The sequence below is a fragment of the Paenibacillus sp. FSL P2-0121 genome (assembly GCF_037975345.1).
Lineage (GTDB): Bacteria > Bacillota > Bacilli > Paenibacillales > Paenibacillaceae > Paenibacillus_AQ > Paenibacillus_AQ odorifer.
This window is the reverse complement of record NZ_CP150245.1, coordinates 2821867-2836183: the sequence shown is the minus strand read 5'-3', so window position 1 is coordinate 2836183 and position 14317 is coordinate 2821867. Positions and strand designations below refer to the sequence as shown.

The following is a 14317-nucleotide window of genomic DNA, read 5'->3' as shown; positions in this document are numbered from 1 at the left end:
CATTTCTAAGTCGAAAATGTTAATATAGCCGTTTTTCATAGCTTTCTTTTAGTGATTTTGAGATATCCTCTGGAGTAACTCCAAGTTTACGGGCATGCTGCGCCAGTATTTTTGATGGATTAGGCAAGACTTCTTTCGCAAGCCAATGATCGTCATCCCACAAATGTGACCGCTTAAAGGCTTTTGCACAATGCATATAACATTCTTCTACTTCCACGCCAATTCCAATGATCGGGACTTTACCATGCGCTTCCATAGGTTTCAATATATCTTCATCCTTAACTATACTCGCGTGCCCATTTATTCTTAATGTTTCTTCAAGTCCGGGGATGATGAATATCAAACCGACTTTTGGGTTCTCAAGTATATTCCGCAAAGAATCAAACCGTCTATTCCCAGGGCGTTCAGGGATCACTAAATGTTTATCATCCAACACGTGAACAAAACCTTCTGCGTCCCCGCGCGGAGAGACATCACAAGCACCGGACGAACCGCTTGTAGCCATAAAAAGCATTGGAGATTTTGAGATATAATCACGGCAATGATGATCTATAACAGTTATGGTTTTGTTGTTAACCAATTCGCTTGGGTACCCAAATAAAGACCTTAGCTCTTCTTCTGACTCTATAACTTTTTCGAAAAAGTTTGACTTCATACTTCTCCCTCTCTCAACTTAATAAGCCCCAATGTTCTTATTTTTGCTCAAATATCCGCTTAATAATTGGGCGAAATTTTTTCTTGTTGATTCATCCGATAACTTCCCAAAAGTACCATACAGATTATCCCCATGATATCTTGGAAACACATGTAAATGATAATGCCATACATCTTGGCTGCCATCCGGCTCATTATGTTGTCTAGAAGAAACGCCATCACATTTATAAACTTCTTTAAGACCTTTAGCAATTTCAATTTCCAGCTCATGTATCCGGTTTGAGATCTCAACCTCCAATGTGTAAATATTCTCGATATGCTGATTAGGGATGATTAGAACATGCCCTTCATTATTCGGATACCAATGAGAAGCAATAAAAGCCGTTATGTAATGATCTTTATAAATAATATCCGCTTGCTTAGAATGCACATCTTCATTTTCAATGCCCGAAACCAACAAACAAAAGGGACAAGTATAACCCTCTGGAGCATGATTATAAATATAGCCCGCCTCCACTGTTATAGGATTTAAGAATATTTCTATGTTTCTTCTAATTTCGCCATTTCGCGTGTGTTCTCCTTTTTGCAAAAAGAAAAGGACAGACTGTAAATTACAGCTGTCCTCATCGGTAAATGTTGATAAACTACAGCCATTCCCGAGATCTATGTCTACCTATAACTTAAACGCTGGCTTCCGGAATCCATACCTTCATTTCACCACTGCCACGATTTCCCCATAAGTAATACGGAACCGCCTTAACTTTTACGGTTTGAACTGGTGCCTTGACTCTGCTGTAAAGCTCACCACTCCAGCCCTCTTTATCTACACGCAGCCCCTCTGCCTCGACAACAACAGCGCCGCCGAGCAACGTCTCATCAAAAGCCGCAGTAAGTTCACTGCCTTCTTTTAAAGAAATCGAGCTTAACGGCTCACCATTATCGATACTTTCAAGACAATACACAAGAGGTCCACGCTGAATCGTTACTTTTTGAGCATCAGCACGCAAACTTGGATGTGCGTAGATACGATGTGCCTCCATAGGGTCATGCACTTCGATTACATCTCCTGCTCTCCACAGTCTCCGGATAACGAGGTATCCCTGCTCGATGTTCTCAGCAGTATTCATTGCTTCACCGTTGACTCTGATCTCCATTCCTTGGCTCCAAGATGGAATCCGCAAGGCAATCCCAAACTCTGCTTCCGCTGCAGGATTAATCTTCAACGAGACTGTACCTTCCCATGGATAGTTACTCTCTTGCTGAATCGCAACATCTGTTCCACCCAGCTTTGTTGTCAGCTCACTCCCAATATACAAATTCGTATAGAGCGTATCACCATGGATCGTATAGATATATTGATTCAGCGAAGTCAGCAGACGCGCCACATTCGGAGGACAGCAAGCGCAGCCAAACCAGCCTTGACGCTCGGACTTCACATGATGTTTATCTGGGTTGCAGCTGCATGCCTTAGGCCATACTTCCAGTGGATTCACATAAAAATAGTGTTTACCATCCTGTGCCATTGAACCCAACACATTGTTATAAAGCGCCCGCTCCATGACGTCGGCATAACGTGCATCCGGCGATATTCTCAGCATCCGCTGTGCAAAAAAGATCAACCCAATAGATGCACAAGTCTCTGCATACACCGAATCGTTAGGCAGATCATAATCGAAGGTGAAAGCCTCACCCCGATGCGTAGATCCGATCCCGCCAGTAATGTACATTTGCTTAGTAGTGATGTTATTCCACAGTCTCTCGCATGCTTCGCGAAGGGTATCATCTCCCGTAAGTGCGGCTAGATCAGCCATGGCAGTATACATATAAACCGCACGCACAGCATGTCCTACAGCCACTTCCTGTTCTCTTACCGGAAGATGACTTTGGTAATATTTTAAATCTAAATTCTCCTTCTGACCTGTGAAAAAATTGATACTCCCCAGACTATCCCATTGTTGCTTTAAGAAATTCGGCTGTTGACCTCGCTCATTAATAAAAAAGCTGCTGAGCTTCAAATACCGCTCCTCACCTGTGAGCCGATACAGCTTCACGAGCGCAAGCTCAATCTCCTGATGGCCATCATATCCCCGCATTTTTCCTTCTTCCGGACCAAACACAGAATCGATATGATCAACCATTCGGCACATGATGTTGAGCAGTTTTCTTTTGCCTGTAGCCTCGTAATAAGAAACGGCTGCCTCAATGAAATGCCCAGCACAGTAAAGCTCGTGGCAATCGTTCAGATTAGTCCAGCGTTTGCCGGGTTCTTTTATCGTAAAATAAGTATTTAAGTACCCGTCTTCCTGCTGCGCTTCTCCAACGAGGTCAATCACTTCATCCGCTTGACGCTCCAGCTCAGGGTCACGTTTGATGCTTAAGGAATAACCTACGGCCTCCAGCCACTTGGCTACATCACTGTCTTGAAATACCCAGCCGTAAAATTCACCGTTCTTCCGGCCCGCAGCAATCTCAAAGTTAGCAATGGCATGACTGGGCTCAGCTCCCGCTGCTTTATCGTGCAATGCCTCGTATTGATACGGGATTACAACATCCTGAACCAGCTTTATATAACTTCCCCAGAAATCATCTTTAATGCTAACGGATTGATCTTTTACAACTTGCTGATCCTGGATCGTTTTATTCATCATCATCTTCCCCTTAGCCTTATTTTATACTCGCTAATTACAATTATAGAGCGTACAATAGATAAAAAATATAATCAGAATCAACCCCTTTTTTGTACTATTTCACACTCCTAATTCCAAGGACTATTTGAGCTCGGACTACGATAAAAAGAGAGGTAGAACACAGTGAGTCCTTCCTATGTACATTTCGCAGCGCCGCCTTTTCCATATTTTCTGGAATGCAATCACACTGTTTATCAACCCGGAGAGCAGCATCCAAATAGAAGCCATATCGGCTTATTTGATCTGATTATTGTAGAGCAAGGTTGCCTATTTATCGGTGAAGAGCATAATCAATGGGAGGTTGCGGCTGGGCATACGCTGCTTCTGCTGCCTGACCGCTATCATTATTCCGTTAAGTCTTGCGAGGAGCTGACTTCGTTTATTTGGATTCATTTTCATACCCTCGCAGATTGGTCAAGCTCTGATGGCGAGCCCGTGTATATCAACCGAGAGACACATTTCCGGCAGTTTCTTACTCATCCATATACCATTCGCATCCCGCAGTTTGGTCCCCTTCCTGATCCCTTTAAACGGAGTGGACAAGCTGAGAAGCTTTTACAGCTGTCCACTGGAAGACGTTCCAGTGCAGTTTGGGAGCAGCAAAGGATTTTTGAAGAAATGCTGCGGATGATGGATCTAGCGCAGCATGATACTTCAGAAAGTCATGCGGTAGAGATCGCCGAGAGGACAGAGACTTATATCCGCAATCATTATGCGGAGCCTCTCTCCAATGCCTCTTTAGCGGATGCGCTGCATTTTCATTATAACTACCTTGCCCGCTGCATGAAACGCGTATATGGACTGACTCCGATGGAGTATTTAACGGATTACCGTTTGGAACAGGCCAAGCTGCTTCTGCTTAAAACAGAGATGCCTATAGCTGCGATCGCAGAACGTATCGGTTTCGAGAGCACCGCCTACTTCTCGCGTCGCTTTACTCAGCAGATCGGAATCTCTCCGCTTCGCTTCCGCAAGCGGTATTCCCGATAACGGCAAAAACAGCATGTCTCATAATTGGAGGCGTGCTGTTTTCGTTGTTAATGCGGTGCGCTGCTGTAGCTTTCTTGTGTGCTGCTGGCTTTCTTCTGCGCTGCTGGCTTACGTGATCAGCTATGGATTAATTGGATGCGAGATGCGAGATGCGAGATGCGAAATGCTCCTCTAGATCGGAGAAACTTAAGTAACTATTATGATGGAGCAGTACTCCGCTTGGCACATTTCTTGTGTACCCGTGATCCGCCTAAATCCTTCTGCTGCTTCTTGCTCCTTGCTCCTTGCTTCTTGCTCCTTGCTCCTTGCTCCTTGCTCCTTGCTCCTTGCTCCTTGCTCCTTGCTCCTTGCTCCTTGCTCCTTGCTCCTTGCTCCTTGCTCCTTGCTCCTTGCTCCTTGCTCCTTGCTCCTTGCTCCTTGCTCCTTGCTCCTTGCTCCTTGCTCCTTGCTCCTTGCTCCTTGCTCCTTGCTCCTTGCTCCTTGCTCCTTGCTCCTTGCTCCTTGCTCCTTGCTCCTTGCTCCTTGCTCCTTGCTCCTTGCAATAATTTTACCAGTTTACCTTCCTAGGCGTGGCGCACTCATACTTATCATAGATCAACGGCGATCATGCGGCTCGACCCTCCAAAGCTTATCAGCAAGTAACTCACTGTATAGCCATCACACTACTCTCTGTATCCCCCGGAGACGCGTCTACTTAATCATCCATTCATAGCATTCCCCGTTGCGGACCGGATTGCAGCTATTTGTGATTTTCGATCCATTTTGCAGCAGTTTCGGACTGCATAGCTCTTATTGCTCATAATTTGCTCCAAATCGGGCTACATTTGTGGGAATAACTGCAACTGAGTCCGATAGTGTGACAAAACGAGCGGAATCATGGAAATAAGAGCAACTGAGTCCGAACAATTGCTAAAAAGAACACCGCCTGCCGAATTTGATCCTAATCGTGCTGCCCATTGTTTAAACTAGCTGTCTGGGGCTTAACCTAGCTACTCTGCGAGAAATTAGTTACCTGTTTTTCAAACTAGCCTCCTACGTCTCGAAATCTGCTACCTTTTGCTAGAACTTGATCGTATCGTATCGGACCGTATTGCAGCTATTTCAGCATATGGGTTCATTTTGCGAAGGTTTCGGACTGTATAGTTCTTATTGCCCTTGATTTGCGCAGAAAAAGAGCACATTTGAGCGAATAGCTGCAACTGCGTCCGATAGTGTGACAAAACGAGCGGAATCATGGAAATAAGAGCAACTGAGTCCGAACAGTTGCTGAAAAGATCGCCGCCTGACAAATTTGCTCCTAAACGTGCTGCCCAGTGCTTAAACTAGCTGTCTAGGGCTCAACCTAGCTACACTGTGCAGAATTAGCTACCTATAGCTCAACCTATCTACTCCGTGTGCGTAATTAGCTACCTATGGCTTAACCTAGCTACTCCGTGCGGAATTAGTTACCTGTTACTCAACCTATCTACACCGTGCGGGATTAGTTACCGATGGCTCAACCTGCTACTACGTGCGGAATTAGTTACCTATGGCTTAACCTAGCTACTCCGTGCGCAGATTTTGTTACCTGTTGCACAACCTAGCTGTCTACGTCTCGAAATCAGCTACCTTTTGCTCGATCTTGATCGTATCGGACCCTATTGCACCTATTTGTGATTTCAGGCCCATTTTTCGGAAATTTCGGACTGTATAGCTCTTATTGCTCATAATTTGCCCGCAATCGGACCACATTTGTGGGAATAGCTGCAACTGGGTCCGTTAGCTCGAAAAAATACTTTGTATCTGCCTAATAGGGTCTTCTGGGTCCGCATGATTAGGCCCGAAATCAGTTTTTTTGCTTCACTGCAATTTTTTGGAAGTGACAAGCATATTTATAAGACATGCCTTTAATGTGGAGATGTTAAATATGCAGTCATTATTAAGATACGCGATCATCCTGATCGGAAGCTTGCTCATTGCAGCAGCAACTAATTTTTTTCTAGTCCCATATAAAATCCTAGATGGGGGAATAATAGGAATAGCCCTCATCATCAATTATTTATCCGATGCCAAAATCGGTATAGCTGTCCTTCTCTGCAGCTTTCCGATTTTCCTGTTAGCCTGGCTGAAGGAACGCGATATCTTTTTCAATAGTGTATTAGGTTTATTGACCTCATCGTTTCTGATTGAGCTTCTCGGTCCTTTGCAGTACCACTTTCTGTATTATTTTGAGTTCGGCTCCATTTCCAGCGCCATTATTGGCGGTTTTTTAATGGGAACGGGTCTTGGGCTTATGCTGCGGTTCAAAGCCAGTACAGGCGGAACGGATCTGCTTGCTCAATATATCAAAAGGTATCTCCCGCTTAACCTTGGACTCATCATTTTTTTGACAGATTTTATAATTATCGGCGCGGGAGGACTCCTGATTTCCAAAGAAACCTTCTTCCACTCCATCCTCACGATTATCGCTGGGGGTGTGGCCACAGGTCTCTGCACCTTGGAGACTGAAGAGAAATGGAAAAAAATATGAATATACACGATCATATGTTCGTATTATAATAATAAGAAAATCATCTACCGTATCTCTACCTCACCTGGAGAGTGTGAATCTATGAATAAAGAGCGTGTTATTTTGTTATCCGATTGTCAGAGCTTTTACGCCTCCGTGGAGAAGGCCTCTAATCCGCAATATAGCAACAAACCGCTTATTGTCGCCGGAGATCCGGCTAGACGAAGCGGGATTGTACTTGCCGCTTGTCCGTTAGCCAAATCTTTTGGCATTACTACCGCTGAGACTTTGAAGGAAGCACTCGCGAAATGCCCCGAAGTAATCGTCGTCAGACCACATATGCAGCAATATATCGATGTTTCCTCCCAAATCACGGACATTCTACGCAAATTCAGTGACCTCGTAGAACCTTATTCCATCGATGAGCAGTTTATTGATATCACCGGCAGCCTCAGCTTATTCGGAAGCCCAAGACAGATCGCTACGACCATTCAGGACTTAATCCGCAGAAATACAGGTGTGCGCGCACGTATCGGTATAGGTTATTCCAAGGTTACCGCCAAAATGGCTTGCGACCTGTGGGCCAAGAAGAACCCGGAGGGTCTATTTACCCTCACTCAGGAAGAGCTTCCAGATGTACTTTGGCCGCTGCCCATTAGTGAGTTGTTTATGGTAGGCCGCCGCATGTCCGCGCACTTCCAAAGCATGGGTCTCACAACGATAGGCCATTTGGCACAGATGCCGCTAAGCGAGCTGAAATGGCGCATGCGGGAGAAATTCCATAAAAAATGCGATATCGATGCCGAGCTATATTGGCGAATTGCCAATGGCATCGACGATAGCCCTGTAAGTCCCGCTACCTATGAAGTTGCACCCAAGAGCGTCGGGCACCAAATGACACTGCCACGGGATTACTATACACTGCAAGAGATCAAGACCATCATTCTGGAGCTCTCAGAGCTGGTGTGCAGGCGCAGCCGCAAACTGAAGGTGCATGGTGCAGTCGTGTCTGTTGGCTGCCAAGGCGCCAGCTTTGATGACCCCAGCGGCTTCTCGAGACAGACTACGATGAGCGATCCTACGAATGCAACCCAGCTGGTATACGAGGCCGCCCTCGCTCTTTTCAAACAGCATTGGGAAGGTCAGCCTGTGCGCCGAATTCATCTAAGCCTGTCCAATCTGTCTGACGAAAGCCAATATCAGCTAACCTTATTTGAGTCGCGCCCCCGCTACCGCGAGCTCGAACGGGCCACTGATGCGCTGAAGAATAAATACGGGGAATCGATCATCGGACGCGCCGCATCGTTCACAGATGCTGGACAACTTAAGGACAGATCCGGAAAGATTGGCGGGCACTATAAATAAACAGTGCATCTTTATACATTTTATTTCTGAAACTATATTAAAATATATCCCATATCGTTTATAATGCTATATTGAGGTTGTTATTTTATTTTCACACAATGAAGCGACAATCATAAGTATATACACATAGATATGTAACATTCCAGGGGAGGACCGGAGAAGTTGGAAAGCACGAGCAACACTAACACTACCTATTATGAAATCGTTGATCTCTGTCTTCTTGCTGGCAAGATCATGCTGCAAAACGGTGCAGAAACCTACAGAGTAGAAGATACAATGACACGTATGGCTGCTTCTCTCGGTTTTCCAGGGGCACACAGTTATGTGACGCCAACCGTTATTATGTTCACCACCAATAGAACGGAGCCCGTTAAGTTATATCGGATTGCCGAGCGGACAACAGATCTGCAGAAAGTCTCGGAGGTTAATGATATCTCGCGGCGTCTGAACGAGCGTCAGATTACAGCCGAGGAAGCTCGGACACGATTAGGAGAGGTCGATGATGCCGCACATGCGTATCCGGTATGGCTGCAAATCATAGCAGCGGCGCTTACCGGCGCTTGCTTCACCGTTATGTTTAAGGGCAGCTTGTGGGATGCTCTCCCCGCATTGCCGATTTCCGGGTTAGGTTTTGCTGCGGTTATCTACCTGCATCGTCTTGTGCAGACTAGATTTTTTGCAGAGTTCTCTGCTTCCTTCCTGATCGGACTTCTAGCCTTCTATTCTGTAAAGCTGGGCATAGGTCAAGAAATGGACAAAATCATCATCGGCTCCGTGATGCCTCTAGTACCCGGTCTACTCATTACTAATGCCGTTCGTGATCTGATGGCTGGTCATCTGGTCTCAGGCATATCCAAAGGAGCAGATGCCTTTCTAACTGCTTTTGCGATCGGTACAGGCATTGGGCTTGTACTATCACTATTTTAATTTTCCATGTGAAAGAGGTTAGCCCTTCATGATTTTGCAACTTATAACCAGTTTTATCGCCGCGGCAACCTTCTGTATTTTATTTAATGCGCCTAAGCGCGCTCTACTGCAGTGTGGTTTTGCTGGAATGGTAGGCTGGATGGTGTATGTAATCCTTGATGTAGAGTGTGGGCCTGTTGTTGCTACGTTTGCGGCTACTGTAGTGGTGGGCATCGTCAGCCAGCTGTTTGCCCGATCCTTCAAAATGCCGGTTATTATTTTTAGTGTTGGCGGTATTATCCCACTTGTTCCGGGTGGCCTTGCTTACGATGCTATGCGTAGATTTGTGGAAGAGAACTATAATCTGGCTGTAGAAATCGCTGTTCGGGCATTAATGCTCTCTGGCGCAATTGCGGCTGGACTGGTACTGAGTGAAGTTATCGGACAAATGTTCCGCCGTCGTGCAAGCAAAGCATAACCTTCTTACAACGTCATCTCATAGATTCAAAAAAAGAAATCGTCTCTTGGTATAATGAGGATCATCCATCCCTCTTCCAAGAAGCGATTTCTTTGTTTACTGTCCTATCTACACAAGTACTGCTACAGGTTCAACCTCCGAATAAATACTATTGATCCGGTTATTTTTAATCCAAGAAAGTCCTACGGTACCTTCACCCGCATGAACAGCCACGGCAGGAATGTATGTCATAATCTCCGTACGTAAATCAGGCGCCATTTCTTTGATGTCTTCTTCTAGCTTCAGCGCCATTTCTAAATTATTGGAATGCATGATGCACACATCGCTAACAAGTCCACAATCCTGTTTAAAGATATCTAACAGCGCCTGCTTTGTCTTCTTCATCGTGCGGATTTTTTCCACAACAATGACCTTCCCCTCGTCAAAACGCAGCAGCAAATTTATCCGCAATAATTGACTAAGCACTACCTGTGTGCCAGAAACACGCCCACTGCGGTGAAGCTGGGACAAGCTTGCAGGAATTAAGTAGAAGGACATATTTTGAATGATATTCTCTATCTTTTCTTTAATCTCTAGGCCAGTAAAGCCCATCTTGTGCCAATGAATACCTCGCGTGATCATTTCCCGAATCGGATAAGCGCCAACCTTGGAATCAATTCCAATAACATTAGCTTCCGCTATTTCAGCACCTTGCATGGAAGCATTGTATGTTCCGCTAAGCCCTGTCGAAAGATGCACCGCGATAATCTCATCATATTCTTCCTTCAACCGTTCGTATAACTCGATAAACTCACCGATTGGCGGCTGTGAGCTGCCTACTTGATCATGCTGACGCATTTTCTCATAGAACTCATCGATCGTAATATCTATATTTTCTTTATAACACTCGTTGTTAATAATCAGACGTAAAGGAACAATATACACATGGTTGTTCTTGGCGAATTCAGGATCGATTGTACATGTACTGTCGGTTACCCAGGCAATTGATTTCATGGTCACTTGTCACTTCTCTCTTTCATGAAAGGAATAGTAGAATGTTTGAAGAGACAAGGGCCACTAAACCTTCTCGGCCAATGAATCACTCTCTCATCCTGTACAATCAACATACGAATAGATCAGCGGTTTAGGAAGTCCTCGTGCGTATTCGTAAATTATACAAGATAACGAGCGATAAGATAGGCAAAACAGGCCGATAATGCAAATTTTATTCAACTTTTTTCAACTTTATTCGACATTATTTCACATTATGTATGACGAATATACCTATCCTAATAGAGCCAGTTCATGTTATGTAAAAGCCTAACCACAGCAAAAATATCCCCGTCCCCACCCTCACCTTTCTTACATAAATCAGCGCTTGGTAGTTACATTAATAGGTACTCTTTACAGTTGTTACAGTACGGGGCTAAGTTATGATTGGTCAGATATGGCCCGGCATCTGTCAATTTGTCCAACTTTCCCTGTTGGCGGGTTGCACTCGCCTTTATGAAGATCAGTTACCTTCTGCTGTGATAAAGCTTATTACGGTGTGATTAAGGCTACCGTCCAGTTTTTCTCCTGAATTTTAAAATCCAACTCCCGATATGACTTAGACAGTTCATCAATCCGCTTCTGAATCTGAGCGACATCCACCGTTCTCTGGAAACGAACCTCAGAGCGGCTATACCGATCCTGAGTGATCGAAGCTTGCTCAAGCAAATCGCTAAACAGCTTCCGCAGCTGAAGCATTTTATCCCGTTCGGCTAGGGCGTCGGCAATACTCCAATTCTCATTGAAGGCAACAGATGAATTCGTTCGATTAATCGCTCGAATCAAAATCGTCTGCTCGTTAACAGCTATTTCTAGCTCATGCAAAAGAGCCTCCGGCTGCTCTGCCGGATCTTCCCCCTCCTGCACCTTAACGACCCGATCGAGCCGCTGCTTTAGCTGCGCGATTTTACGGGTAAGATCACTTCGGTTCACTAATGCTTCCGCAAGTTTCATCTTTAAGTTCCCCCTAAGATTTTCTGATAGCTGGCGATATCCAGTCTTCGACCAAATTTACAGCCAATCTCCTTGAAGTAGGCACATTGTTCATATCCATTCTTTGAGAAAAGCTGGCGACTGCGTTCATTCTCTGCGCAAACGGTAGCTACTAACACATGGAAATCCAGTTCGGCAGCTCTCTTTTCAATAAAGCATAAGGCATGCTGTCCTATTCTTTTACCCACACAAGCAGGTTTCAAATACACACTGATCTCCCCAGAGCTATCATAAGCCGGCTTACTCTTATGTCTAGCAATCAGAACATAGCCCTGAATAACATTATCCCAGGATAAAATAACGTATGATTTGAACCGCGGATCATCATTCATCACTGATTGCCGCATTTCGTCCAAACTTAAAGGCTCGGTATGAAAAGAAACCGTAGTGTTCAGCACGTAATAGTTATAAATATCGAGTACATCCGACAGATGCTCTTCGCGAATTTCAGTGAATAACAAGCTTTCTCCCATTACTTTGTTCAACACAGCTAATCCTCCCAAATGGATGTTTCCAAATGATCGACGAACTTGCGTAATTTACCGGCTAGCTTGCGGTTAATAGTTCCATCCTGGTACATTTGCTGCACCTTATCCCGTTGCTCCTGAATAGCTTTCAGTTTCAATTCAAGCTTTTGATCATCAACGAGACCATCCTTTGTCCAGCCTTGACCCTGCTCGAAGCGTGAGATTAGTTGCTCATAACTGCATGCAACCTTCTCTACTGCTTTTCGGTTGTTCTCATTCATACTTGCATTAACAGCAGCTATTGCTGCGCGGGACATAGAAACCTTAGCTTTTCTTGCACATTCAGCCTGTTGCAGCATTTGTTGGCTAGCTTCCCGTTCGTTTTGTCCTGAGAACATCCCCGCAAATAGCCTTCTAATCTCTGTAAGGGATAATCTAATTTGAGAGTTGAGACTTCTGGCTAAGAAAACTTCACTATGATCCAAGAATTCTTCCATTTTCTGAGCCACTGAGGCAGGAATCTCATTGTTAGTAAGCAATCGGGTCAGCTCTTTGCGTTCAGCATGCAAGCCCACTATCCTTGCTTCAACCCCAAGCCGACGGAGTTCCTCAAATGCCGGATCGTTTGCTTGATCCTCGCGGTTCAGACTATAAACCTTTTCTCTGAATTCACTCAAAGCTGGCTGTGCGGAATCCTTGCTCTCCTCCGTCATCATACTTTGAAGCAGCGTTATCCCGGCAGCAACGACCTTAGATTTGGCCGCCTGTTCAACCTCAGTGTCCCCTGGTTCGGCAACCGGCTCTTCTTTACCTGCGAGAATTGGTAAAAAGATACTAGCGATCAGCAGCGACATCAGAATCACACCCGCAGCGATAAAGATAATTAGATCACGTTCAGGAAAAGGTGAGCCATCTCCTAACACAAAAGGAATCGAAAAGGCACCGGCTAAAGTAACCGCGCCTCGCACTCCTGAAATAGTCAGGATTAGCATGGACTTAATAGACGATTTTTCCATTTTTTGCAGGCCGGCGCCAGCCAGGGAAAATACATATACCCATATAAAACGCAGCACAAAAAGCAGTAACGTTATCGCTAATACATAACCAATCACCATAAGATTGTCCACTGCTGTATCCCGGTAGATCACTTCAATAACATCTGGAATCGACAATCCGAGAATAAGGAAGACCAAGCCATTCAAGATGTAGAGCAGCACAGACCATGTGCTGGCGGATACCAGCTGTAGCTTATACTGTGGCGAAACTGCACGATCCTTCTCGACCGCATGAATTATCCCTGCTGCAACCACAGCTAAAATGCCGGATACCCCTATTTCTTCACTAATCAGATACACAATGAAAGGAGTCAGGATTTGCAGCAGCACATGTACTGTGATGTCCTCCATCCCCAGTCTGCGGATAAATACACTGAACCGAATCAGGAGGAACGCGAGTATTGCTCCGACAATTAGCCCACCTAAAGCGATAATCACAAAGCTAATGGAGGCTTTCGGCAAAGAAAATATGCCTGTAACAGCTGCTGCAATAGCGAAGTTAAACGCAACAAGGCCAGAGGCATCATTCATCAATGATTCGCCCTCTAGAATACGATGAATACTCTTGGGAAGATGTACTCTCCCAGCGATTGCGCTTACCGCCACAGCATCTGTCGGCGATAAAATCGCTGCCAGCGCAAAAGCAGCTGCGAGTGGAATGGTGGGGATCATCCAGTTAATGGAATATCCAGCGATAAGCACTGTAGCAAATACCAAGCCTAGTGCCAGCATTAAGATTGGAGCCCGCAGGTTCCATAACTCATTTCTTGGTGTTCGCTTTCCGTCATTGAACAAAAGCGGAGCAATAAATAACACGAAAAACAACTCTGGCTCCAGTGACATATGTATTCCCAAAGGCAATAGTACGACCACTACACCCAAGCCAATTTGTATTAAGGGTATCGGCACGAAGGGAATGAATCGGTTTATGATGTTGGATATTGCGATAAGCCCAAGTAGGACGAGTACAACTAGAAATGTCTCCAAACCACATCAACTCCCTTTTTTATATTTGATTATTATATCGCAAAGCTTTAGGCAAGGGCAAAATCTAGCAAAAGATTCTTAACATTAAAATCCCCTACAAATTCCACAAAAATTCCATCAGATACATATTGACATAAATATTTATTTGTGTTATAATTAAATATTTATCTATTGTTTTTATTTTCAGTTTTGAGTAATATATGCATTAGCCTCACGGC

At 44.8% G+C, this 14317-nt stretch carries 12 protein-coding genes; 5 read left to right on the top strand and 7 right to left on the bottom strand.

The genetic code is table 11. The features are described from left to right. Positions 1–19: 19 nt before the first annotated feature. From MKY54_RS12375 to MKY54_RS12365, 3 genes are all read right to left on the bottom strand, one after another. On the bottom strand, positions 20–655 hold the full coding sequence (locus MKY54_RS12375; protein ID WP_076212728.1) for a pyridoxamine 5'-phosphate oxidase family protein: 636 nt from the start codon (positions 653–655) through the stop codon (positions 20–22). A gap of 18 nt (positions 656–673) precedes the next feature. Continuing rightward, a complete protein-coding gene (locus tag MKY54_RS12370; protein ID WP_256721407.1) occupies positions 674–1243 on the bottom strand; it encodes an HIT family protein in 570 nt (189 codons plus the stop codon). Between the two features lie 91 nt (positions 1244–1334). Continuing rightward, positions 1335–3299 (bottom strand): beta-L-arabinofuranosidase domain-containing protein, encoded by a 1965-nt coding sequence (locus MKY54_RS12365; protein ID WP_339190624.1) that lies wholly within the window; start codon positions 3297–3299, stop codon positions 1335–1337. Positions 3300–3464: 165 nt separating this feature from the next. Here MKY54_RS12365 and MKY54_RS12360 point away from each other — a divergent pair, with 165 nt between their 5' ends. The 5 genes from MKY54_RS12360 to MKY54_RS12340 all read left to right on the top strand — a co-directional run bounded on the left by MKY54_RS12360 (position 3465) and on the right by MKY54_RS12340 (position 9568). Beyond that, positions 3465–4331, top strand: coding sequence for an AraC family transcriptional regulator (locus tag MKY54_RS12360; RefSeq protein ID WP_076183289.1), 867 nt, complete (start codon positions 3465–3467; stop codon positions 4329–4331). Between the two features lie 1906 nt (positions 4332–6237). Next, positions 6238–6840 carry a YitT family protein gene (locus MKY54_RS12355; RefSeq protein ID WP_038570150.1) on the top strand — a complete coding sequence of 201 codons (603 nt, stop codon included), beginning with the start codon at positions 6238–6240 and terminating at the stop codon, positions 6838–6840. An 81-nt stretch (positions 6841–6921) separates the two neighbouring features. Continuing rightward, entirely contained in the window at positions 6922–8184 is a 1263-nt protein-coding gene (locus tag MKY54_RS12350; RefSeq protein ID WP_076189810.1) for a DNA polymerase IV, read from the top strand. A 162-nt stretch (positions 8185–8346) separates the two neighbouring features. Next, the gene (locus MKY54_RS12345; RefSeq protein WP_076129956.1) at positions 8347–9111 is read left to right on the top strand and encodes a threonine/serine exporter family protein; all 765 of its coding nucleotides are present in this window, start codon (positions 8347–8349) and stop codon (positions 9109–9111) included. A 28-nt stretch (positions 9112–9139) separates the two neighbouring features. Continuing rightward, on the top strand, positions 9140–9568 hold the full coding sequence (locus tag MKY54_RS12340; protein ID WP_036685970.1) for a threonine/serine exporter family protein: 429 nt from the start codon (positions 9140–9142) through the stop codon (positions 9566–9568). Positions 9569–9676: 108 nt separating this feature from the next. Here the strand turns inward: MKY54_RS12340 and MKY54_RS12335 are convergent, their stop codons facing one another. The 4 genes from MKY54_RS12335 to MKY54_RS12320 form a co-directional block, all read right to left on the bottom strand. Further along, positions 9677–10561, bottom strand: coding sequence for a DegV family protein (locus tag MKY54_RS12335; protein WP_076189809.1), 885 nt, complete (start codon positions 10559–10561; stop codon positions 9677–9679). A gap of 528 nt (positions 10562–11089) precedes the next feature. After that, positions 11090–11551, bottom strand: coding sequence for a DIP1984 family protein (locus MKY54_RS12330; protein WP_076129955.1), 462 nt, complete (start codon positions 11549–11551; stop codon positions 11090–11092). A gap of 2 nt (positions 11552–11553) precedes the next feature. Next, the gene (locus tag MKY54_RS12325; protein ID WP_254857016.1) at positions 11554–12078 is read right to left on the bottom strand and encodes a GNAT family N-acetyltransferase; all 525 of its coding nucleotides are present in this window, start codon (positions 12076–12078) and stop codon (positions 11554–11556) included. A 2-nt stretch (positions 12079–12080) separates the two neighbouring features. After that, the gene (locus MKY54_RS12320) at positions 12081–14099 is read right to left on the bottom strand and encodes a Na+/H+ antiporter (RefSeq protein ID WP_076129954.1); all 2019 of its coding nucleotides are present in this window, start codon (positions 14097–14099) and stop codon (positions 12081–12083) included. Positions 14100–14317: the final 218 nt, after the last annotated feature.

Excerpts from the sequence above, each read along its gene's own strand:
- MKY54_RS12340 (WP_036685970.1), top strand. The coding sequence starts at position 9,140 with ATGATTTTGCAACTTATAACCAGTTTTATCGCCGCGGCAACCTTCTGT.
- MKY54_RS12355 (WP_038570150.1), top strand. The coding sequence starts at position 6,238 with ATGCAGTCATTATTAAGATACGCGATCATCCTGATCGGAAGCTTGCTC.
- MKY54_RS12350 (WP_076189810.1), top strand. The coding sequence starts at position 6,922 with ATGAATAAAGAGCGTGTTATTTTGTTATCCGATTGTCAGAGCTTTTAC.
- MKY54_RS12335 (WP_076189809.1), bottom strand. The coding sequence starts at position 10,561 with ATGAAATCAATTGCCTGGGTAACCGACAGTACATGTACAATCGATCCT.
- MKY54_RS12365 (WP_339190624.1), bottom strand. The coding sequence starts at position 3,299 with ATGAATAAAACGATCCAGGATCAGCAAGTTGTAAAAGATCAATCCGTT.
- MKY54_RS12375 (WP_076212728.1), bottom strand. The coding sequence starts at position 655 with ATGAAGTCAAACTTTTTCGAAAAAGTTATAGAGTCAGAAGAAGAGCTA.
- MKY54_RS12330 (WP_076129955.1), bottom strand. The coding sequence starts at position 11,551 with ATGAAACTTGCGGAAGCATTAGTGAACCGAAGTGATCTTACCCGTAAA.